General features: G+C 43.8%; 12 protein-coding genes. All 12 read left to right on the plus strand.

What is annotated here, in order from left to right:
- Positions 1-43 precede the first annotated feature (43 nt).
- Entirely contained in the window at positions 44-580 is a 537-nt protein-coding gene (locus AAFF35_RS05235) for a methyltransferase (RefSeq protein ID WP_342331352.1), read from the plus strand.
- Positions 581-652: 72 nt separating this feature from the next.
- Positions 653-1,384: a hypothetical protein gene (locus tag AAFF35_RS05240; protein WP_342331353.1), complete on the plus strand. Its 732-nt coding sequence runs from the start codon at positions 653-655 to the stop codon at positions 1,382-1,384.
- 37 nt (positions 1,385-1,421) lie between these two features.
- Positions 1,422-2,243 carry an SUMF1/EgtB/PvdO family nonheme iron enzyme gene (locus AAFF35_RS05245; RefSeq protein WP_342331354.1) on the plus strand — a complete coding sequence of 274 codons (822 nt, stop codon included), beginning with the start codon at positions 1,422-1,424 and terminating at the stop codon, positions 2,241-2,243.
- A gap of 161 nt (positions 2,244-2,404) precedes the next feature.
- Positions 2,405-4,867 carry an outer membrane beta-barrel protein gene (locus AAFF35_RS05250; protein WP_342331355.1) on the plus strand — a complete coding sequence of 821 codons (2,463 nt, stop codon included), beginning with the start codon at positions 2,405-2,407 and terminating at the stop codon, positions 4,865-4,867.
- 104 nt (positions 4,868-4,971) lie between these two features.
- Positions 4,972-5,958: a glycoside hydrolase family 43 protein gene (locus tag AAFF35_RS05255; RefSeq protein WP_342331356.1), complete on the plus strand. Its 987-nt coding sequence runs from the start codon at positions 4,972-4,974 to the stop codon at positions 5,956-5,958.
- Between the two features lie 245 nt (positions 5,959-6,203).
- Positions 6,204-7,106: a polysaccharide lyase gene (locus tag AAFF35_RS05260; RefSeq protein ID WP_342331357.1), complete on the plus strand. Its 903-nt coding sequence runs from the start codon at positions 6,204-6,206 to the stop codon at positions 7,104-7,106.
- Between the two features lie 439 nt (positions 7,107-7,545).
- Positions 7,546-8,316 carry a hypothetical protein gene (locus AAFF35_RS05265; protein ID WP_342331358.1) on the plus strand — a complete coding sequence of 257 codons (771 nt, stop codon included), beginning with the start codon at positions 7,546-7,548 and terminating at the stop codon, positions 8,314-8,316.
- Between the two features lie 726 nt (positions 8,317-9,042).
- Positions 9,043-16,059, plus strand: coding sequence for an SDR family NAD(P)-dependent oxidoreductase (locus AAFF35_RS05270; protein WP_342331359.1), 7,017 nt, complete (start codon positions 9,043-9,045; stop codon positions 16,057-16,059).
- 2 nt (positions 16,060-16,061) lie between these two features.
- Positions 16,062-20,357 (plus strand): beta-ketoacyl synthase N-terminal-like domain-containing protein, encoded by a 4,296-nt coding sequence (locus AAFF35_RS05275; RefSeq protein WP_342331360.1) that lies wholly within the window; start codon positions 16,062-16,064, stop codon positions 20,355-20,357.
- Positions 20,345-20,644: an acyl carrier protein gene (locus tag AAFF35_RS05280; RefSeq protein WP_074609884.1), complete on the plus strand. Its 300-nt coding sequence runs from the start codon at positions 20,345-20,347 to the stop codon at positions 20,642-20,644. The genes AAFF35_RS05275 and AAFF35_RS05280 overlap by 13 nt, the downstream gene beginning before the upstream one ends.
- Positions 20,635-21,396 carry an alpha/beta fold hydrolase gene (locus tag AAFF35_RS05285; RefSeq protein WP_342331361.1) on the plus strand — a complete coding sequence of 254 codons (762 nt, stop codon included), beginning with the start codon at positions 20,635-20,637 and terminating at the stop codon, positions 21,394-21,396. Before AAFF35_RS05280 ends, AAFF35_RS05285 begins: the two co-directional genes overlap by 10 nt.
- A 12-nt stretch (positions 21,397-21,408) precedes the next feature.
- Positions 21,409-22,608 (plus strand): nucleotide disphospho-sugar-binding domain-containing protein, encoded by a 1,200-nt coding sequence (locus AAFF35_RS05290; RefSeq protein WP_342331362.1) that lies wholly within the window; start codon positions 21,409-21,411, stop codon positions 22,606-22,608.
- The last annotated feature ends 10 nt before the right edge of the window (positions 22,609-22,618 follow it).

The raw sequence follows: 22,618 nt of genomic DNA on the forward strand, positions 1-22,618 counted from the left end.
AAACATGGTACTCACGCCGGTGCTGTACCTTTACCTGTGATTCATGTTTGTATTTGTAAAAGAAGCGTATCGGAATATAGTACAGACTGGTTCTATCATTGAGAGTTCCCCTTACCTGGCGCGGAAAATGATGCAGTTTATTGATTTTGAAAAGTCACTTCAGCTGGTAGAGCTGGGGGCAGGAAAGGGGAGTATCACCGGACACCTGCTGGATAAGATGAATCCTCATTCGAAATTGTCAGGGTTTGAAATGAATACGGTACTTTTTGAGGAATTGAAAAAAGAAGAAGATTACCGTTTTGTTCCCATTCATGATGATGTAATGAACATTACGCAGTATTTCAAAGCGGGAAGTGTGGACTACATCATTTCAGGATTGCCACTGGCGAATATGGGAGGGCTCAAAAAAGCAAGGCTCCTGAACGACTGCTATCAGTTGTTAAAACCAGGAGGTTGTTACATTCAGTTTCAATACTGTAAAACAGACCTGGCATTGATCAAAAGGAAATTTGAGCAGGTGCATTGCGAATTTACCTTCTTGAATCTTCCTCCTGCGTTTATTTATTATGCCGAAAAATAAGAATACCTTTAGGTTTCTATTTAACGCAATATGACAAGCTTATACTTTAAGAAAATAATAAATAGCTCTCTAATGGCCGTTTTTATGGCCTCATTGGTTCCTGTTACTGCTTTTTCGCAGGAAGAACTTCCCTGGAAAGAAGCCAGTGCAAGCAGTCAGGCTTACCATAAATACCGGCAAAAAACTACGATTCCTCCTTATGGATTGGCGAAAGTAAAAAAGCTGATTAGCGGAATCGTATACCTGGAAAATGATGGGGATAATGGAATCTCTGGCTTGAGCAATAAAGCTTATATGGCGCTCTCACTTAGGGAAAAGTTTACTTACCACATGATTCATGCAGAAGTTTCCAGTCAGAATTGCGACGTGAGCCCACCTATTCTCGACGAGGATAAAAAAATATTCGGAAATCTTCCTGATGCTTTTGACGAAGCTGCCTGGAGCGAAAGACAGGAAAATTTTCTCGTTAGCAACAGAGATTCTGTACTGGCATTGATCAAGGCATCTGTTAGCCGGACAAATAGGGTTGGCTTAAATTATAAGGCCGCTATTGTTCAGGTAAATGGAAGAGCGCTCATTCCTTTCTTAATCGAAACCTATAAGCGCGACCAGAAAGATTATGATATTTTAACTGTGCTGATGTTACTGATGAAAAAAGGAGAATATAAACCCTTTATGACCTCCGCTTCATTTGTCAAATTATATGGCTCAAAAAGCACCTATCTTAGTTTTATCGACCACAATAAAGCCAATGAAGAACTGATCATCAACCGGGCAACGGCATTTTACAATGGGCATAAATAAAGCAATTTTTCTGCTGCGCTCCCAAACCTGTTTATGTTTGTTGGTAAGTGTACTGCTGGTGACGGTTTCATTTTCTAAACTGAAAGCGCAACCGGATAGTGGTTTGGTGAAAATTCCTGCGGGGACCTATTCTATCGGCGGACAGACCCATCAGCTCAACCCTTTAAGAAAGATCAGTCTTGCGGCTTTCTATATTGGGAAGACAGAAATGACGAACCTTCAGTTTGAGGAATTTGTCAGGGCTACAGGCTATAAAACCGATGCAGAGCGATTGGGAAATGCGATGGTTTTTGAACCGGGACTGGCTGAATTCAAATGGCTTAGAGATAGCACTGCCTTTTGGCGCTTTCCCAATGGAAAAGGAAGAGGAGGAATTGAAAATAAAATGAATCACCCGGTAACCAGCATCAGCTATGCAGATGCCGAAGCCTATTGTAAATGGGCAAAAGTAAGGTTACCTACTTTGGATGAATGGGAGGTTGCTTCCCGTGCAGGCGCTAAAAGTACCTATTTCTGGGGCGAAGATCAGGAGCAAATCGGGACTTATGCCAATATCTGGAATGCCCGGGACCACCTGACTGCAGATGTTTCGGATGGATATATGTATACTTCGCCGGTGGCTGGTTTTAAAGCCAATGCTTTCGGATTATACGATATGTATGGAAATGTGTTTGAGTTCTGTGAAGGCGGTTTAAAGAATGATCCTAAAAAGCGGAAGGTAGTACATGCCCGTGGAGGATCCTGGTGGTGCAGCAGGAATTCCTGCGGATTCTTTAATTCTGTAGATATTGGAAGGGTAAGTCCTCATGCATCGTTTAGCAACCAGGGATTCCGGATTGCTAAAACAACGCTGGACTAGCTTTAGTCAGCTTTTTTACAAAATAATCAAAATATTTTCTGTTTCTGTGTAACGTTTTGCTTTAGAAGCTTGTCTTATGTACAGATAACCCCTAATCATTAACAACCATTCACATACGTTCAGGATATGCTTAAAAGCGTATGTGGCAAAATTATGTCTGTATGAAAACGAAAATATACACTTCTTTCTTCCTCAGTTTAGGTCTTGCTTTCCTGTTTTTTACTTCGGTAAAAGCGCAAACAACGGAGATCAGAGGAGAAATATCCGGTAAGGTATTGGATGAAGATCAGAAAGCCTTTCCTTATGCGACCATCAGCCTGCTCAATGCAAAAGACTCTACTGCGGTAAAAGGTACACTCACAGGAGATAATGGAACTTATGAATTTAAAGGCCTGAATGCTGGAAAGTATTTGGTTGCCATTTATGTAGTGGGCTATAAAAAAACCTTCAAAGGGCCTTACGCCATTGGTGCCGAACGCAAGCTATACGAAGTTGGTCAGGTACAACTGGCAACGGATGCAAAGCTGTTGAAGGGGGTAGAGATCGTAAAACAGAAGCCACTAATAGAGCGACAGATCGATAAGACAGTATTGAATATTGAAAACAGTGTGTTGGCTGCGGGAAATACAGCGCTGGAGATCTTGCAAAAAGCGCCCGGAGTAACCGTAGATAAAGACGGTAAAATCAGTTTGAGGGGAAAACAAGGGGTAAATGTAATGCTTGATGGAAAACCAACGTATTTATCAGCGGATCAGCTGGCAAATTTGCTCCGTTCTACAGAAGGGAACGCAATCCAGTCTATCGAGTTGATTACCAATCCTTCTGCTAAATATGATGCGGCAGGGAATTCCGGGATCATCAATATCAAGCTAAAGAAAAATAGAAATTATGGAACGAATGGTACTGCTTCTGCCGGAGCGGGTTATGGTTCCAATTATAAAGTAAATGGTGGCTTGAACATGAACCACAGAGAGAAAAAGTTCAATGTTTTCGGGAACATAGATTATGGTTTACATAAGCGTTTTAATGAAACAGATATTGTTCGGGTAAATGGTACTACTACAAAGCCGACGTATTTTGATCAAACCAGCCATACAGAGAGCAAAAGAACCAACCGGAATTATAAAGCGGGGATCGATTATTTTATAAATGATAAGCATACCCTTGGTTTCTTTCTGAATGGTTATTATACCAATGGAAATGATGCCGCCGATGTGCTAACCCTGATTGGAGACCAGCCAGGAAAGACGGATTCGTCTGTAGTTGCACCAAATACCAATACCCGGAAATACACCGGGATTACCTATAACTTGAATTACAAAGGAACATTGGATACCCTTGGTCAGGAAATCAGTGCAGATGTGGATTACTCCCGCTATTACGGAAAGCAGAACACCGTTTTTAATAACATGTATAAAGATGCTTCAGGTCAGCCTTTAAAGCCTGCCTATATTTTCAGGAATGCTTCCCCTTCCATCGTAAAAATATGGGGCGGAAAGGTCGACTATACTTTACCCGTTAATAAAGAGATGAAATTGGACCTGGGCCTGAAAACAAGCTTTGTGCAAACAGACAACAATTTCCTGTTTGAGAACTTTAATAACAACCAGTGGGCCAGTGATTCCGGTAAAAGCAACCAATTTCTATACGATGAAAATATCAATGCTGCCTACGCCAACTTAAACAAGAAATTTAAAAGCACAACGGTACAGTTAGGGCTGAGGCTGGAACAGACCAACTCTAAAGGCAATTCCGTAACAGATCAGAAAGTGGTGAAAAGAGATTACCTTAACCTTTTTCCCAGCATTTTTATCAATCAGGAACTCTCCAAAGATCATGAGGTTGGTTTATCTTACAGTCGCCGGATTGACCGTCCGGATTACGGATCCTTAAATCCTTTTGTCTATTATGTTGATTTGTATTCCTTCAGACAGGGAAATCCATTTTTGAAACCTCAGTATACCAATTCCTTTGAGTTTTCTTATTCCTTTAAAAAGAGCTTAAATGTGACTTTCGGATATAGCCATACCAATGATGTGATGACGGAAGTTCTGCTAACGGATACCACTAAAAAGACGATTTTTATTTCCGTTCAGAACCTGGCCAAACAGGATTCCTATAACATGAACATGAGTTATCCGGTACAGATTACGAAATGGTGGAGCAGTAATAACAACCTGACAGTCTATTATAACAAATTCCAAACCCCTGATCTGCTGGGTCTTCCTTATAAAAGCGGAAGAACTGCATTTAACCTGAATACCAGTCAGACGATCAGCTTGAACTCCACCACCAAATTTGAATGGTCGGGTTATTACCAATCGAAACAGGTTTATGGAACTTTGTTGCTTGCGCCTCAGTATGGAATCGACCTTGGTGCAAGCAAGTCATTTATGGACAATAAATTGAATATCAAGTTTGCTGCTAATGATATCTTTAAATTGCAGAAAAGCCAGATTACCAGCGCTATTCCTTCACAAAACTACATAGTTAATGAAAGATGGGAGAGTCAGGTGTTCCGTTTAACCTGTACTTATCGATTTGGAAGTAAAGATATTAAAGGTGCCCGTCAGCGCTCAAGCAGTTCTGAAGCAGAAGGAAAACGTGTAAAATCCGGAAGGTAGAGGCGGAGAGAAGGTCAGAAGATTACTTTTGATAAAAAAAAACGGTTTAGCATAAGGATTTATGATAAAGTATTGCTATTTTAGGATATAAAAATATCATTCCAATGCGTTCAATTCTAGCCTTTGCAATTCTGTCTTTTTCGACCCTTTCCGTTTACAGTCAGCAGTCCTGGAAACCGGCTAAAAGTTCCGGCAATCCGGTTTTTCCGGGTTGGTATGCTGATCCAGAAGGGGCGGTATTCGATCAGACCTACTGGATTTATCCAACCTTTTCTGACCGGTACGAAAAGCAGGTTTTTCTGGATGCTTTTTCTTCCAAGGACCTGCTGAGCTGGAAGAAACATCCGGGAATATTGGATACCGCAGGATTTAAATGGGCAAAGAAAGCTGTTTGGGCGCCTTCGATCATAAAAAAAGACAAAAAATACTACCTGTTGTTTGGGGCAAATGACATTCAAAGCGATCAGGAAATCGGAGGAATTGGTGTAGGTGTAGCAGATCGGCCTGAAGGACCTTTCAAAGATCACCTGGGAAAGCCATTGGTAGATAAATTTTATAATGGTGCCCAGCCCATCGATCAGTTTGTTTTTAAGGATAAAGACGGACAGCATTACCTGATTTACGGAGGCTGGAAACATTGCAACATCGCAAAGCTTAACCAGGATTTCTCGGGATTTATTCCCTTTCCTGACGGCACCGTTTTTAAAGAAATTACTCCGGACAATTATGTAGAAGGTCCCTATATGTTTATGAGGAATGGCAAATACTATTTCATGTGGTCTGAAGGAGGCTGGACGGGCCCTGATTATTCTGTCGCCTATGCCATTTCTGATTCCCCACTAGGTCCATTTAAAAGAATTGGTAAAGTGCTGCAGCAAGATCCTAAAATCGCTACCGGTGCAGGACACCATTCTGTAATCAAACACCCTCAGAAAAATGATTACTACATGGTTTACCATAGAAGGCCTCTTGGGGAAACAGACGGAAATCATCGGGTTACTTGTATCGACCGGATGGAATTTGATGCGAATGGATACATTAAGCCTGTCAAAATTACCTTTGAAGGTGTAAAAGCCAACCCCATAAAATAAATTAAAAAATATTTCTTGTCGTGTAACCGTATTGCCTTGATTTTTAAATCAGGACTGTCCCTTTCCTGAGGACTGCTTTAGGGTGCTTTTTACAAAATCAGATTCGTGGTTAAAGCGTATCGATTGTTTTGTAACTAATTGTTTTACAGTTATTTGTGTTTGTTTTTTAAACTAAAACTATGTTAAATTTACTTAACCAGATGTTTTTATTTATCAACCAAATCATAAACCCTAAAAACGAAGCAATGAAAAATCCAACCAAACAATTTCAATTTACTGCAGGCATTTTACTGTTGGCCGTATTGGCGGTCACTTCCTGTAAGAAGGATACTAAAGGGATAGCAGAAAATCAGGAACAGATCAGTGTCAACCAGAAAAGCGCAGCACTTAGTGCAGCCGCAGTTTCGCCTTCGCTTAACCTGACCTGGGAAAACCGAACCAATGGATCTACCTATACTTCTTCACAAGCTTCCTCCGACTTTGGGAATGTTTCCGGCTGGCAGGAGTCCCGGGCCTTCATTACTAATGGTAAAGATGGAACCAATGGACTGAGAGTTACTTTACTGCCTAATCAACTCTCTGGTGCCGGTGGGATGGTCACGAATGTTGACATCACTGATGGCAGCGCCTATGAACTGGATTTCGATGTGAAATTTCACAGTCAGTTTAACTTCAGCAGGGGAGGGAAAATCGGATTCGGATTTTCCGTTGGTGAGGGAAACACAGGAGGAGATCCAGGCTGGGATGGCAATGGTGGTAGTTTAAGGTTAATGTGGTATTCTCCAGATAGCAATCCAAACCGGGTGTTTTTTCAACCCTATGTGTATCATAAAGATCAGCCAACAGAATATGGGGATACCTATACTCAACGTTTTCCTGCATCGGGAGCACTTCAGAAGGGAGTATGGTATCATGTTCACATGTACATCAAGAGCAATACCGGATCCAGCACCAATGGTCGTGCACAGATCATCATTAACGGCACAACAATTCTGGACACGGATATCCGCTGGACTACCAACGACAGCAAAAGGCTGATCAATAACCTGACCTTCCATACTTTCAGGGGAGGAAGTCAGGATTACTGGAAAACCAGCACAACGGATTATATCTACTATGACAATTTAGCGGTCAATAAGATCAATTAATACTCCATAATGTAGTTCTTCTCTGTGAAGAAATTTTCAAAAAACCGTTGTTCTTTTCATCCCCGAATCTTTGCTGAAGGGCAAATATTCGAATGTCTTCAAAGCGACAACGGTTTTTTTGAAATCCTGCATGCAATCATCACCTGAAATTCTGTACATAATGAGATTTAAGCTTTTACCTGGTTTAAATTCAGAAGAGAGCCAGCGTGTTTTTCCGGTAATTTTATATTCTGTTTTTAAAATGATTGTAATAAAATTTATTTACATGTAACTATTTGATTCACAGTGTAAATAAATTGATTTTTTAACCAAAACATTGTTACTTAAATAAGTGCCGAAGGCTTGTTTTTTTCTAATCTTTGTATTTAAATTAGAATCAACAATTTAACTTGGTATGAATGCATTAACAATCTCAACAAAATTAATCTGTCTATTCCTGATGATAATTTTAAGTATATCGTCCTGTAAGAAAGACCGAAAATCAGAAGCTTTACCTAAGCTTAAATCCATCAGTTTTAACAATGATGGTATAAATCAGGAGAGGGTAGAATTCTTTTATGATAAGGATGGAAATCTGGAAACATCCAGACAGTATTTGAATCAGGTCCCTGAACATTATTTCAGTTATAAGTATGCCGATCGTGTATTGACCCAGATCTTGCACTATGAAGGTGCCGCTGCGGTGGATGCCAACCTTGTTGCAACGATCAGCCCAAACTACACCAATAGAAAACTTTCTAAGATTTTCATTCAACCGGTAGATAGGCGGTCAGATTTGCCTGTTACCGACTACCAGTTTGATAATGGAAGTCTTCATACCTATTCTTATTTTAATGACCAGATTGATTTCAAAAATCTTTATAGTGAATATAGAAATAGATGGACACCTGCGGATGGTGGTGGTGCTCCGGGGAATTCAAAAATGCCGGTATTGGAGTATAAGTATGATAGTAATCCAAATCCTTTGTACGGCTTATTATGGATTCATCCGGTTCTTTTGAGTGGAACTCAGACTTATAATTATGAATTTGATGCTAAAGCTTATTTTGATCCAAATAACAAAATAAAACAAGTGTTAACCTATGAGGGAAACCCGGTGTCATGGAATTCCATCAGCTATCAGTATTCGGCAAACGGCCTGCCTGAGAAAAGTGTGAGTACTTTTAGCGTCAGCAATTATAAAAAAGAAATCACCTACGAATACTGGTAATTTAGTGTTACATTTTTCTGAGGGAGGGTTCTCCTTTGTGAAGAAATTTTCAAAAACCGTTGTTCTTTTCATCCCCGAATCTTTGCTGAAGGGCAAATACTCGAATGTCTTCAAAGGGACAACGGTTTTTTTGCAATCCTGCATGCAATCATCACATGGAATTTTGCCAGTAATTTTCCTAAAAAGCCCTCTCTGGTACTTAATTCAGGTAATTTTTCTTCAAAAAAAAGATGCGTTCCAGGAAAAGGCCTAGAAAATTTCGGGCTTCTTCAGCCCGAAAGATTTCAGCCTTTGAATGGTAATGCTTCTTTTTTTTTAACAAAGTTTTTATTTTTCAGCACAAATAGGAATATTTCTCCAGTCATCTGACAGAAGTTTTGTCTCCTATTTAAGCTTTGCGTTAATTACTTATTAAATTATCGCTTATTTTTCTTGTTCCTCATCTCTTTGAGCTTGTTCTTTTTGTTCATTTTTAACGATTTTATGGCTCTCCGTTATTATAGTAGTAGTTTTGCGCTTATAAAAGCGTAGGATTATTGCTTTTCATCGTGTTTTTGGAATCCCTATTGAAAAAATAACCAAAAACCGATGATTTTCTTGATATAGAGCTACTTTGAATAAAAATCAAGGTGTTTTCTGATTAAAAATCCTGTTTCTATAGGCTATTGTTTTCAATATCTATGGAATTGCTCGAAAGTTGAATCCCTAATCATCCCCTCAACCTATATGAAAACTCCCTTAATTATTGGAATAACTCCATTTGAAAGGCCCGATGTAAATCTCGCACTCTCTTTATCAAATGCAAAGGCTTTTCCTGTACTCCATCTCGGCAGAGATAAAGACAGGGCTGGCGAAGCACTTGAACAGTTAACAAAAAAATCCTCCATGGAATTTGGCGTTTGCCTTGTTTCGGAAGAGTTGAATGACATCATTTTGCCTGATCAGGTAACGATGGTGATTTTGCCCTATGGCATGAAAAGGACAAGGTCGAAGCAGGTAAAGCTGTTTTACCAGGTTCATGATGTCCACGAAGCACGGAAAGCGCAGGCTGAAGGTGCGGATGGGATAATTATAAAAGGCAATGAAGGTGCCGGAAAAGTAGGCTACGAGTCTTCGTACGTCCTCTTTCAGCGCATTGTTAAAGAAATAAAAAATATACACCTCTATGTTCAGGGAGGTGTAGGTATCCATACTGCTGCTGCTTTAATCGCCTCTGGTGCAAAAGGAGTGGTGCTGGATAGTCAGCTGGCCTTGTTTCCGGAAAGTACAGTTCCAAAAGACATCAAGCAGGTTTGCGAAAAACTCAGCGGAAATGAAACCCGCCTGATTGGTGATTTTCGTGTGCTCGTAAGGCCAAATTCTCCTCCATTAGATAATGATGCGCATGCTAAAGACCTGGAAAAGTATTTCGGGGATTTTGACCTGGAAAAGAGTTTCTTGCCTATGGGTCAGGATATTGCCCTGGCCATAGATCTGGAAGCACGTTATCGAAAACTGGCTAGATTGGTCTTTGGGATCGAAGAAGCGGTCTACGGTCATTTAAATCAGGCCAAATCATTGAATGTGATCAGTGCAGGTAATGCCCTTTCGAAAGAACTCAACATTACTTATCCCATTGCTCAGGGCCCGATGACCAGGGTGAGCGATGTGGCTCCTTTTGCCAATGCTGTTGCTGAAGCGGGAGCACTTCCTTTTATCGCTCTTTCGCTGTTAAAGGGGGAAACGGCAAAAAATCTGATCATTGAAACGAAAAGACTGGCGGGAAACAAGACTTGGGGCGTTGGAATCCTTGGTTTCGCACCGCAGGAACTGCGTGACGAACAGATGGAATATATTAAAGCGCAAATGCCACCTGTAGTACTCATCGCTGGTGGCAGACCTTCGCAGGCCAAGCCCTTGGAAAAATTAGGAATAAAAACCTTTTTACATGTTCCCTCAGTATCCTTGTTAGACATGTTCCTGAAAGAAGGTGCCAAAAGGTTTGTCTTTGAAGGAAGGGAATGCGGAGGGCATGTTGGGCCTTTATCGAGCATGGTCCTTTGGGAAAAACAAATTGAGCGCCTGTTAAAAGAAGACCATCCCGAGCAGATCAGCGTGTTTTTTGCCGGTGGTATCCACGATAGCTTATCTACTGCTTTTATCGCGGTAATGGCAGCTCCATTAGCTGCAAAAGGCGTGAAAGTAGGGGTGTTGATGGGGACTTCTTATCTCTATACCAGGGAAGCCGTAAGTACCGGTGCCATTCAGGATCAGTTTCAGGAACAGGCAAGGTTATCAAATGATACCATCTTACTGGAAACAGCCCCGGGGCATGAAACCAGATGTCTGAATTCTCCCTTTGCCACCTTCTTTAATCAGGAAAAGGAAAAACTTCAAAAAGAGGGGGTCGACAAAAAAGAGATTTGGGCAAAACTGGAAACCCTCAATGTTGGTCGTTTGCGTATTGCAGCGAAGGGCATTGAACGCAGAGGAGATGAGCTGGTAACGATCAATGAACAGGAACAGTTGAACCTGGGTATGTATATGATCGGACAAATTGCATCGATGTGTAATGAGATTGTTTCCATCCTTGACCTCCATAAGGAAGTTGCCGATGGTAATTTCCAACACATTCAGCAAGCTGTTTTATCAAGCCCGCCAGAAGCAAAAGAGAAATCATTAAATGTCGCTATTGTGGGGATGGCTTGTATCTTCCCGGGAGCAAAAAATATAGAAGAATATTGGCGCAACATCATTCTTGGAACGGATGCTGTAACCGAAGTTCCTGATGAGCGCTGGAATAAAGCATTATACTATGACCCTGCATCTACCGCCGCAGACATGTCCCATTCTAAATGGGGCGGCTTTATTCCTAAAATTGATTTCGATCCTCTGGAGTATGGCATCCCTCCACAGTCGCTGGCCGCGATTGAGCCTACTCAGTTGCTGAGCCTCATGGTAGCCAGGCAGGCAATGGAACATGCCGGATATAAAGAAGGCAGCTTTAACGCCGATAATGTATCTGTGATCATTGGCGCGGAAGGTGGGAATGACCTCGCCAACAGTTATAGCTTCAGGTGTTTCTTTAAACAGGTTTTCGGCGAAATGCCGGAAGAGCTGGATGCGGCATTGCCAAAGATGACGGAAGATTCTTTCCCCGGAATTCTGGCCAATGTGATCTCCGGAAGAATCACCAACAGGCTGAACCTTGGCGGACGCAACTTTACCGTAGATGCGGCCTGTGCTTCCTCTCTTGCAGCGATTGACCTGGCTTGTCAGGAATTATTTCTGGAAAAGTCAGATATGGTACTGGCTGGTGGAGCCGACCTGCACAATGGAATAAATGACTATTTGATGTTCTCCAGTACACATGCCTTATCCCGCAAAGGACGGTGTGCTACTTTTGACGCAGAAGCTGATGGTATTGCCCTTGGTGAAGGGGTGGCAATGCTGGTCTTAAAAAGGCATGAAGATGCATTAAGAGATGGCGATACCGTCTACGCGGTGATTCAGGGGATTGGTGGCTCAAGTGATGGCAAGAGCCTCGGCTTAACTGCACCAAGGAAATCCGGCCAGGTAAAAGCACTGGAACGTGCTTATGAGCAGGCAGGAATCTCTCCATCTCTGTTGGGATTGGTAGAGGCCCATGGTACAGGAACTGTTGTCGGCGACCGCACCGAGCTGACGGCGCTCACCGATATGTTAAACCAGTCGGGAGCTGTTGCCAACCAGACTCACCTGGGCTCCGTAAAAACACAGATCGGACATACGAAATGTGCCGCCGGGCTGGCTGGTTTGATCAAAGCAACCTTATCCGCTTATTATGGAATAAAACCGCCTACCATCAACCTTAAAACACCGAACAGCTATTACAACGGAAGCACAAGTCCTTTCGCTTTCCATACCGAAGCTGCACTGTGGCTGGAAGAGAAAAGATATGCAGGGGTGAGTGCCTTTGGTTTTGGCGGAACGAACTTTCATGCAGTAATAGAAAGCAACCATCAGGTTTCTGACCTTGTTCCTGCCATGAAATCCTGGCCATCAGAATTATTTGTCTTCAGAGGGAATACTTATGAAGCCGCAAAAGCGAGGTTGACTACCGTAAAAAATCTGTTGGACGAGAATGATAATATTGACCTTAAAGACATTGCCTATAGCCTGGCTGTAGAAAATGATCAACCGGTACAACTTAGTATTGTGGCCGACAGACCCGAAGACCTGCTCATGAAAATTGACCTGGCCTTATCAGGAATTGAAAGTAAAGATACCTACATCACCAGGAAGAAAGATGGAAAGGTGGCTTTCATGTTCCCCGGACAGGGCAGTCAGCGGATCAATATGGCAAGAGACCTTTTTGTCATCTTTCCGGCTATGCGCAAACTGCTGAAAGGGAAACCGGAATACGAAAAAGTACTCTTCCCAAATGCGGTTTTTGATGAAGGTTCATTAAAAGCCCAGAAAGACAGGATTAAGGATACCCGCATGGCGCAGCCACTGTTGGGCATTGTTGACCTTGCTCTTGCTAATTTCCTGAAAGAACTTGGAATGGTACCCGATATGGTTGCCGGACACAGTTACGGAGAGTTGCCGGCTTTGTGTTTTGCTGGTGCCTTTGAAGAAGATCAACTTGTGTTCCTGAGTGAACAACGTGCCCAATCCATTCTGGATGCTGTAGTAGGAGAAGATACCGGAGCAATGATCGCCGTAAATGGTCGTCAGGAAGACCTGTCTAAATGGATTACCGGTGTTGCGGACGTTTATGCCGTTAACTTCAATTCTCCAACACAGCAGGTCCTTGCCGGAACAACTCCTGCGATAAAAAAGCTATCAGAGACATTGAAAGCTGCAAAGGTTTCCTTCAGACCACTGGAAGTTGCCTGTGCTTTCCATAGCCCGGTCGTTGCCAAATCAAAAGAGAACTATCAAAGGGTCCTGAGCCAGGTGAATTTTAATGACCTGAGCTTACCTGTCTGGTCAAATACCACCGCTGAAGTCTATCCGGTAAATGCCGAAGCGGTAAAAGAAAGGCTTACTGACCATCTCGTACAACCGGTTCAGTTTGTGGAACAAGTACAGCAAATGTATGCTGATGGTGCCCGGATCTTTATTGAAGTGGGCCCCGGCAAAGTATTAACCTCATTGGTAAAAGCCTGTCTGGCCAAGGATGAGCTCCTCCTGTATGCGGAGGATAACGGACACAATAAAATTACCCATTTGCTTTGTACCCTCGCCAGCTATATGGCTACGGGAAGAGCGCTGAACGTGGAGAAACTTTTTGATGGACGTGAAGGGAAACTGCTCAACCTGAATGAAACCGGACAGTATAAAAAAAGCCCAACCGTATGGTCTGTTAATGGACAACATGCGGTCCCTACTGTAGGTAAGCTTCCCGCTTATGGTGCATTACCAATCATAGAACCGCTTAAAATGAAAAATATAGAAGGAAGAACTGAAATCATCAACACCCCCTCCAATGGTGCTGAACTGATGATGCAGGAATACCTGAACAGCATGAAAATGATGATTCAGGCACAACGTGATGTCATGTTAACTTTCCTTGGACAAGCCATTCCGCAAGGAACACCGCCGGCTTTCCAACAATTGCACAGCGCAGAACCAGTTACTCAGCATGTGATTCCTGCTGTGGTAACGACAACAGTTCAACCTGTTGTTGCAAAGCAGGCAAAAATACAGATCGATGTAAAAATGGTCCTGATGCAGATTGTGAGCGATAAGACAGGATATCCACAGGAAATGCTGGGGATGGAAATGGACCTGGAAGCAGACCTGAGCATCGATTCGATTAAGCGCATGGAAATTATCGGCGCGTTGCGTACAGCGCTTGGCGGCTTTAGTCAGGCTGATAAAAATGAAGATACCTTTATGGAGCAGCTGGCTGCCATTAAGACCTTAAATGGTCTGGTCAACTGGATTAAAGAAAATAGCCCGGTAACAGAAAATAGTGCAGAGCCCGAGCCTCCGGTCATCAGTCCGGCAACAATTGCTTCGGTTAAATTTACTGCCGCAGACATCAAATCGGCCATCCTTTTAGTCGTGAGTGAAAAAACAGGCTATCCTCAGGATATGCTGGGTATGGACCTTGATCTGGAAGCAGACCTCAGCATCGATTCCATTAAACGGATGGAGATCATTGGGGAGCTGAAAGTTAAAATCGGATTCAGTAAAGGCGAAGATGCCGGAGATGACCTGATGGAGAAACTTGCAGCCATCAAAACGCTGAATGGCTTGGTTAACTGGATTTCGGAAATTGAAACAGAAGGAATGGAGACGGTAACCGCTGCACAGAAAATTATTGAAGAAAGTGCTGCTGACAACTCAGGAGAGAGCTTATCCCGGCTTCGTTTTGAACTGACGCCATCTGAATTACTGAACACGGAATTTACCGCCCTTAAAGGACAGCGTTTTGCCGTAACAGATGATGAAGGGCCTCAATCGATCGCCATTAAACGTGCTTTTGAAAAACAAGGTGCCTTGGTAGATATTGTGTCTGTAAATGATAACCTCAAAGGATACCAGGGATTGGTGATCCTCAATATGTTCGCTTCTCCGAATCAAACGGAAATTATCGACAATATCGCCCTGATCAAACAGCTGGACCTGGAAGAGGTCAAATGGGTATACGTTATTTCTGATACCAAAGGCCACATGTCGGAAAAGGCAGATGCCACACTTTTAAGGCGTTTTCAGGGGTATTCAGGATTATTTAAAAGCCTGGATAAAGAATATGAAAACACTAAGTTCAGGGTCATCAGCCTGGCCACAAAACAAACGGTTAAGCATGTTGCGGACATCGCGCTGAATGAAGTTTTAAATCCTGACGACCCTTCGGAAGTCATTTATAACGGGGATGGCAGGCAGACGCTGGAGCTGATCCCTTCAGAATTGATTACCGGACTGGGGGATTCCCATATCCAGCTGGATCGGGAGGCCGTGGTATTGGTACTCGGAGGTGCTCAGGGGATTACTTCGGAGCTGATGATGCGCTTTGCGAAGGATTATCCTTGCCAGTATATCCTGGTTGGCCGTTCCTCTGATCCCAGAACAAACGGATTGGAACAATTCTCCTTCCTGAAAACTAAAGAAGAGATCAGAACCCACCTGATTCAACTTGGGAACCTCAAAAAACCAGCTGAAATTGAACTCGAGACTTCAAGGATTTATAAGAACAACCAAATCCTGCAAACGATCAGTTCTATGGAAATCACCGGATCTACGGTATCCTATGAAGCATTGGACCTTCGTGATGAGGAAGGTTTAAGTGCGTTGATCGGTAACGTTTATCAGGAGTATGGAAGGATTGACGGGGTGGTGCATGGTGCAGGTTTGCTGGAAGATAAGCTCTTTCATGCGAAAAGCCTGGATTCCTTTAAACGGGTTTTTGAAACCAAAGTAACCCCCTTAAGGGTTCTTGCGGAACAACTTAAAGCCGATACACAATTTGTTATCCTGTTTTCGAGCATCGCTTCTGTTTATGGGAACCGCGGACAAACAGATTATGCTGCGGCGAACAGTGTGATGGACAGGTATGCCTGGGCGTTAAAAGAAAAGATCAAAGGAAAGGTGATGTCGATCAATTGGGGGCCCTGGAAAGGCGCCGGAATGGTCTCCCCTTCTTTAGAGAAAGAATATGAACGAAGAGGAATTTCCATGATCCCTCTGGATGAAGGCATGGAAACCTTCCTCAATGAGATGAAATATGGAAATGAAAGTCAGGTGCTGATCATGGCCGGAAACAACTGGTAGCCATGAAAAAGACCGACGTAGCCATTATTGGGATGTCCTGCATTTTCCCTGGTGCGGAAGATGTAGCGGCGTTCTGGCAAAATATCATCAATAAGGTAGATTCCACGCAGATCGTGCCTGCTGATAGAATTGATCCTGTACACTTTGATTCCGACGCTACGGGGGTAGATCGATTCTATTGCAATCGGGGAGGGTTTATTCCGGAATTCGTTTTTGACCCTGCGAATTTTGGAATCCTCCCCCTTGCAGTAGAGGGAACGGAACCCGATCACTTACTGACCCTGAGCCTGGTGCATAAAGCACTGGGTGATGCGGGGATTTTGGAGAAAGATCCCATTCTTGAAAAGACAGGAATCATCATTGGTAAAGGAAATTATTCCGGACCCGGTGCTACCCGGGCCATCGAGATCGTCCGGACAGGGGAGCAGATTGTGCAGTTGTTAAAAGAGCTGATGCCCCATTTATCCGGAGAAGAAATTGAAAAAGTAAAAAAAGAATACCAATTGCGTAAAGGCCGTTTTGGTCCTGACACCGCCATGGGGCTGATTCCTAACCTCGTTGCTTCCCTGGTGGCCAACCGGTTGAACCTTGGCGGCGCCGCTTACACCCTGGATGCAGCATGTGCGAGTTCTTTACTCGCCATAGACCATGCGGTGCAGGAGCTTGATAGCGGTCGCTGTGACCTCGTGATTGCCGGAGGCGTACATGTGGGACAAAATGCGGCTTTCTGGAGCATTTTTAGTCAGCTGGGTGCCTTATCTAAAAGAGGAAAAATAAGCCCTTTTGATGCGAATGCGGATGGATTACTGATTGGTGAAGGCTGCGGTTTTGTCGTGCTTAAACGCCTTGCTGATGCGGTTCGCGACCAAGATAAGATCTACTCCGTATTAAAAGGAGTGGGACTGAGCAGTGATGGCAGTGGCACCAGTGTGATGAGCCCTTCTGTAAAAGGACAATTGAAAGCCATTGCACAGGCCTGGGCGAACTCAGGACTGGAAGCCGGAAAGATCGGCTATATTGAAGCACATGGAACAGGAACCCCATTGGGTGATAAAACAGAAATAGAAACACTCTCTCAATTTTTCGGAAAGGATCAATCTTTGCCAAAAGCAGGGATAGGGACGGTAAAATCCAATATCGGACATGCGATGCCTGCTGCCGGAATTGCCGGTTTGATCAAAACTTCCCTCGCCCTGTACCATGGGATTATTCCACCTACACTCCATTGTGATGAACCATTAAGCTTGTTAAAAGACAGCCGTTTTGAGGCCGTTCAGGAAGCACAAGACTGGGAGGCTTCGGGTTTGCCGAAGGTGGCCGGAGTAAATGCTTTTGGTTTCGGAGGCATCAATGCCCATGTCGTACTGGAAGGGTATCGCCCTGCGGAAGGCCTGCAAAGCAATATACCTGAAGCAAAAAAAGCTGCCGTAGATCAGGTATTGCTGCTTGCCCGTGAAAGTCATGCCGAATTGATCAGCGCATTGGAAAACAATGACCGGAACCCGGGGAAGGGCAATTATCGGATCGCTGTATTTGATCCCAATCCCGAAAGGTTAAAGAAAGCCATTAAAATTGCTGCTAAAAATTTAGCATGGCGCAATAAGCAAGACATCTGGTACAGCAATGAACCCTTGCTGAGCAAAGGCGGCAAGATTGCCTTTGTCTTTCCCGGACTTGATGGCCTTGCAGGTGGAGAGGTAAATAGCGTAGCGGAATATTTTAACATTCCACAAGACCAGCATACCAAAGCCGAAGGCCTCCTCCAGGAGGCACTCAAGATCTTAAACAAAAGCAGTGTACTTGATGTGGCACTTAAGCAACTGGGCGTATTTCCGGAAATGAATGCAGGGCATAGCCTGGGGGAATGGCTTGCCGCAAGGTCTTCGGAACTCGCAGAAGAATCCTCTGTATTGCAATTGCTCAGCTTCCTCAATCCCGAAACTTTTGAACTGAAAGATTCCAGGTTTATAGCCGTAGGATGCGGTATTGAAATGCTGGAACCCATTATCGAGGGAATTGAACAGCTGTATCTTTCCAATGACAACTGTCCGCAGCAAGTGATTCTTTGTGGAAGTAATACCGCCTTAGAAATCCTTGTGCCAATTTTAAAAGCCAAACAGATCTTCCATCAGGTTCTTCCTTTTCAATCTGGTTTTCACTCTCCCTTTGTGGCAGATAAGCTGGATGTGATGCTCGAAGGGATGAGCAGGATGGAATTCAGGAAAACAAAATTTCCCTTATGGTCTGCCACCACACTGGAATTGTACCCTGAAGGCTTTGAAGCCATAAGGAGGCTCAGCGTAGAACACCTCATTCAGCCTGTCCGCTTTCGCGAGCTGACTGAAAAGCTTTATGAAGAAGGTGCGCGGATGTTTATTCAGGTGGGTTCCGGCGGACTGATCGGATTTATTGACGATACCTTAAAAGGAAAAAATTGCAGCACGGTATCTTCAAATACCGCATTGAGGTCTGGTGTTAAACAATTACAACGTGTGCTGGCCGCTTTATTTGTGGAAGGAAAAGAAGCCGGGATGAAGTTTATGGGCTATGACCAACAGCAGCCATTGCTTAAAAAAGGGCTGAAACTGCAACTCGGACTACCGCTGATCAGCAATATGACTGGGCTTAAAAACCTGGCCCTTCAACAGCAAAATAAAACGCCCCGAAGGGAAGCAATTATGGAAGATATTGCCCATCCATTGATGAAAGCATTTAATGAAAATGTGGAAGAGATGATGGAGATTCAATCCGAATTATTTCAATTATTTCAGAATAAGTCATTTACGCTCAATGCGTACGCTCCGAGGTCCGGGACATCACCAGCGGCCCCACCGCTGGTGATCACCCCGGTAAGAATGCCCTTTGTCAAGGCCATAGACATTACGTTGGAGAATTGCCCTTACCTCGTAGACCATTCCCTGTTGAGGCAACCCAAAGGCTGGCCTTGTGTGGACGATATGGATCCGGTAATCCCCATGACGATGATCTTCGAAATGTTCGGGGAGATCGCTGCAGAACAGGCTCCGGCAGAACGTGTACACAAGATTCAGAACATAAAAGTGTTTCAATGGATGAATGTGGCGAAACCTTTCCGGGAAACCATTACCGGAGAATGGAAGGCAGAGCATCTGGTATACCTCAACCTGGAACGTTTTGCAAATGCAGAAGTCCTGCTGAACAGCGAGCTGACCACGGCCCCAAAACGGCATTTCGACATTGGCAAATCCCTGAATATCGACCGGACAGCCACACAAATCTATGAAGAACATATGTTTCATGGTCCCGGATATCAGGGGATCAGGAAATTGGTCAAAGTAGGAGAGAAAGGCATCACCGGAATCATTGAAGGAGGGAGCGGTAAAGGATCCTTGCTGGACAATGCCGGACAATTGTTTGGTTTATGGCTGCAGCTGACCCTGACCAAAGACCGGATTGCTTTTCCGGTTAAAATCCAGGAAATAGAATTTTTTGGCGCATTAATGGACCAGCAGGGAACTTTCGAATGTACCTGTGTGCTGACTGAACTTAACGATGAATTTGCTACTGCAGATTTTGTCATGAAAAGGGACGACGAGGTTTGGGCCATCGTGACCGGCTGGCAAAACAGAAGGCTGGAAATCGATGAAGCCTTATGGAAAGTATCGATGTCGCCGCTACACAACCGCTTGTCGGAAGAGGTCGCTCCGGGAGTTTTTCTATTCCATAATGCCTATACACGGGTGGTTTCCTGGGATTTCATCCTGAAACGCTATTTCAATCAGGAGGAGAAAAAACACCACCTGTCGCTCTTGCCGAATAAGAGAAAGGAATGGATCATCAGCCGCGTGGCGGTAAAGGATGCCGTTAGGAACCTGTTAAACCAGGAAAAGAACGAAGCTTGTTACCCGATCTCTTTTGAGATCCGTTCTGATGAAGTTCATAAACCTTATCTGTACGGGCCCTTGACGGATGGAATTGCCATTTCTATTGCCCATAAAGGTACAGATGCCGTAGGGATTGCCCATTATGGCGGTCCTGTAGGGATCGACATTGAAAAGATAGAGGAACGCAGTGAGGGCTTTTATGAACTGGTATTTTCAGCAGCAGAGCAGGTTTTACTTGCCGGTAAGGATAAAGCCGAATGGGCAACCCGTTTCTGGGTAGCTAAAGAAGCCTATGGCAAATTCCTTGGAAAAGGTTTGCAGGGAAATCCAAGAGCCTATGTGATTGAAGAAATCATGGGCGAAGAATTAAGAATTAACAACATCATCATCAGCACTATTAAACATAAAAACTATATCATCGGATGGACACTATAACCTCAACAACGAAACTGAACAGCAGCGAGATTTTTGATCTTATGAAACAATTTATTACGGAAGTGATCGGCGAAGAATTTGTGGAAGAGATGGACATCACGATGGAAAGCTCCTTCACTAAAGACCTGGAAATGGACAGCATAGAGATAGTCTCTTTCTCAGAAAAAATAAAGATTCATTTCGGAGAACAGATTGACTTTACCGGCTGGTTGTCCAATATGGACCTGGATGAACTGATTAATCTGAACCTGGGGACGATTGTCAATTACATCGAAGAATGCCAGTAATTAACGTAGAAACGCGTGCTGTTCATGTTCAGGAGCTGAATAAAGGAGCCGCAGAGACGGTACTTCTCGTTCATGGCATGTTCAGCAACCTCTCTATTTATTATTTTAACATTGCCCCGATCCTTGCGAAACATTTTCATGTCGTGATGTATGATTTGAAAAGTCATGGCATGAGCGAAAAGATCGCGGATGGTTACGACCTGAACAGCATGACCGATGATTTGTCTGCCTTGCTGGACCAATTGGAATTGTCGTCGGTACACCTGGCAGGCTATAGTTTCGGAGGATTGATTTCTCTGAAGATGGCGGCCCGTTTTCCTCACAAGGTAAAGAAGCTGGCGGTGATCGAAGCGCCTGATCCGAACGACGATAAAACCAGAGACATCATTGATGAGTACAGCAGGGAGTTTCTGGAGTATTATGTTCAGAATTTCGCCGATACCACCAAATCAAAAATGGGGAAGCGGCAGATGGAAAAAAATCACCGCATGTACGAATACCTGTTTCATGAAACGAGCATCAAAAGCGATATGATCAGGGAACGGGATTTTTTCAGCGCAACGGAGATCGACGGGATTTCTCAGGAAACGCTGCTCCTCTATGGCGCAAATTCCAATTGTCTGGAAGCGGGTAAGGCGTTAAAAAAGAAAATAAAAAGAGTGGAGCTGATGGAAGTTGATGGAGACCATAACGTGCCCATCCAGCAACCGGTAAGCATAGGAAACCTAATGGAAACATTTTTTAAGAATTAAAGAAATCGCCCTATGGCAAGATTTGTATTTATAGTTCCGCCTTTAACAGGTCATATCAATCCGACATTGAGCATTGGTGCAGTCTTGCTGCAACGGGGGCATCAGGTTGGATGGATTAGCTTAGACCGTGCTTTGGCATCGCGACTTCCGACAGGTGGGGAGCTCTTGCTCATCCAATATGAAGAGAATGACCTTCAGAAGCAGGAAAGTGAAAAGTACCTGGACATCATCACTAAAAAGATTGTTTACGGAATAGACAGCATTAAATTTTTGTATGAAGAGGTGCTCATTCCTTTAAACAGGCACAGTTACGAAGGAATCGCCGATTGGCTGGACCGCTTTAAACCCGATCTCGTGATCAATGATCATCAGATGTTTGCCGGTGCAATTGCTGCGGCAAATAAAGATTATACCTATGCCACTTCAGTTACTGCACCTGCTGCAATTAAGGTGATGGATGAACTTCCTAAGGTACATGAATGGGAAATGAACCAGGTGATCGCCCTGCAAAAGGAATTCGGCATCGATGGCGAAACTGCGATTGCCTGTTCCGAAGAACTGACCATGGTACTGACTTCCAAAGAATTTTTTGGGGAAATGGAACTGCCGGAACATTATCGTTTTGTGGGCCCGGTGATTCATCAGAGAACAGAACAGGCAGCTTTCAATTGGGCACAGTTGAACCAGCAGCCGGAAAACAAAAAAATCCTCGTCAGCATTGGGACTACGTTCGACCATGAGCATAAAAAAAGCTTTTTTGCGAAAGTAATCGAAGCATTTGAAAATGAACCCTTAACGGTGGTGGTGGTTTCTGACCCTTCTTTATTTGAGCAATGGCCTTCCAACTTCATCGTTCAGCGCAGTGTTCCGCAGCTGGAATTGCTGTCTCATCTGGATGCTGTGGTGTGTCATGGTGGCCACAATACCGTTTGCGAAACTTTAACCCATGGCTTGCCCATGGTCGTGGTACCTATCGCCTACGACCAATCGCACGTAGCAGGAAGGGTGGTCCGCGTAGGCGCAGGTTTGAGGTTGAATTTTAACCGTTTTAAAGCGAAACACCTGAAAGAAGCGGTCGCAGAAATATTGGATAATGCCAGTTTTAAGGATGCTGCTGCGGAAATCAGTCATTCCTTCCGCAAGGCTGGGGGCACAGAAAAAGCAGCCGACCTGTTGGTGGAGCTGGCTAAGGAACCTGTAATAGATTGTTAAACAATTAAAG

Source organism: Pedobacter sp. FW305-3-2-15-E-R2A2 (genome assembly GCF_038446955.1).
Classification (GTDB): Bacteria; Bacteroidota; Bacteroidia; order Sphingobacteriales; family Sphingobacteriaceae; genus Pedobacter.

Excerpts from the sequence above, each read along its gene's own strand:
- AAFF35_RS05280 (WP_074609884.1), top strand. The coding sequence starts at position 20,345 with ATGGACACTATAACCTCAACAACGAAACTGAACAGCAGCGAGATTTTT.
- AAFF35_RS05240 (WP_342331353.1), top strand. The coding sequence starts at position 653 with ATGGCCGTTTTTATGGCCTCATTGGTTCCTGTTACTGCTTTTTCGCAG.
- AAFF35_RS05275 (WP_342331360.1), top strand. The coding sequence starts at position 16,062 with ATGAAAAAGACCGACGTAGCCATTATTGGGATGTCCTGCATTTTCCCT.
- AAFF35_RS05235 (WP_342331352.1), top strand. The coding sequence starts at position 44 with ATGTTTGTATTTGTAAAAGAAGCGTATCGGAATATAGTACAGACTGGT.
- AAFF35_RS05255 (WP_342331356.1), top strand. The coding sequence starts at position 4,972 with ATGCGTTCAATTCTAGCCTTTGCAATTCTGTCTTTTTCGACCCTTTCC.
- AAFF35_RS05250 (WP_342331355.1), top strand. The coding sequence starts at position 2,405 with ATGAAAACGAAAATATACACTTCTTTCTTCCTCAGTTTAGGTCTTGCT.
- AAFF35_RS05265 (WP_342331358.1), top strand. The coding sequence starts at position 7,546 with ATGATAATTTTAAGTATATCGTCCTGTAAGAAAGACCGAAAATCAGAA.
- AAFF35_RS05260 (WP_342331357.1), top strand. The coding sequence starts at position 6,204 with ATGAAAAATCCAACCAAACAATTTCAATTTACTGCAGGCATTTTACTG.
- AAFF35_RS05290 (WP_342331362.1), top strand. The coding sequence starts at position 21,409 with ATGGCAAGATTTGTATTTATAGTTCCGCCTTTAACAGGTCATATCAAT.
- AAFF35_RS05270 (WP_342331359.1), top strand. The coding sequence starts at position 9,043 with ATGAAAACTCCCTTAATTATTGGAATAACTCCATTTGAAAGGCCCGAT.
- AAFF35_RS05285 (WP_342331361.1), top strand. The coding sequence starts at position 20,635 with ATGCCAGTAATTAACGTAGAAACGCGTGCTGTTCATGTTCAGGAGCTG.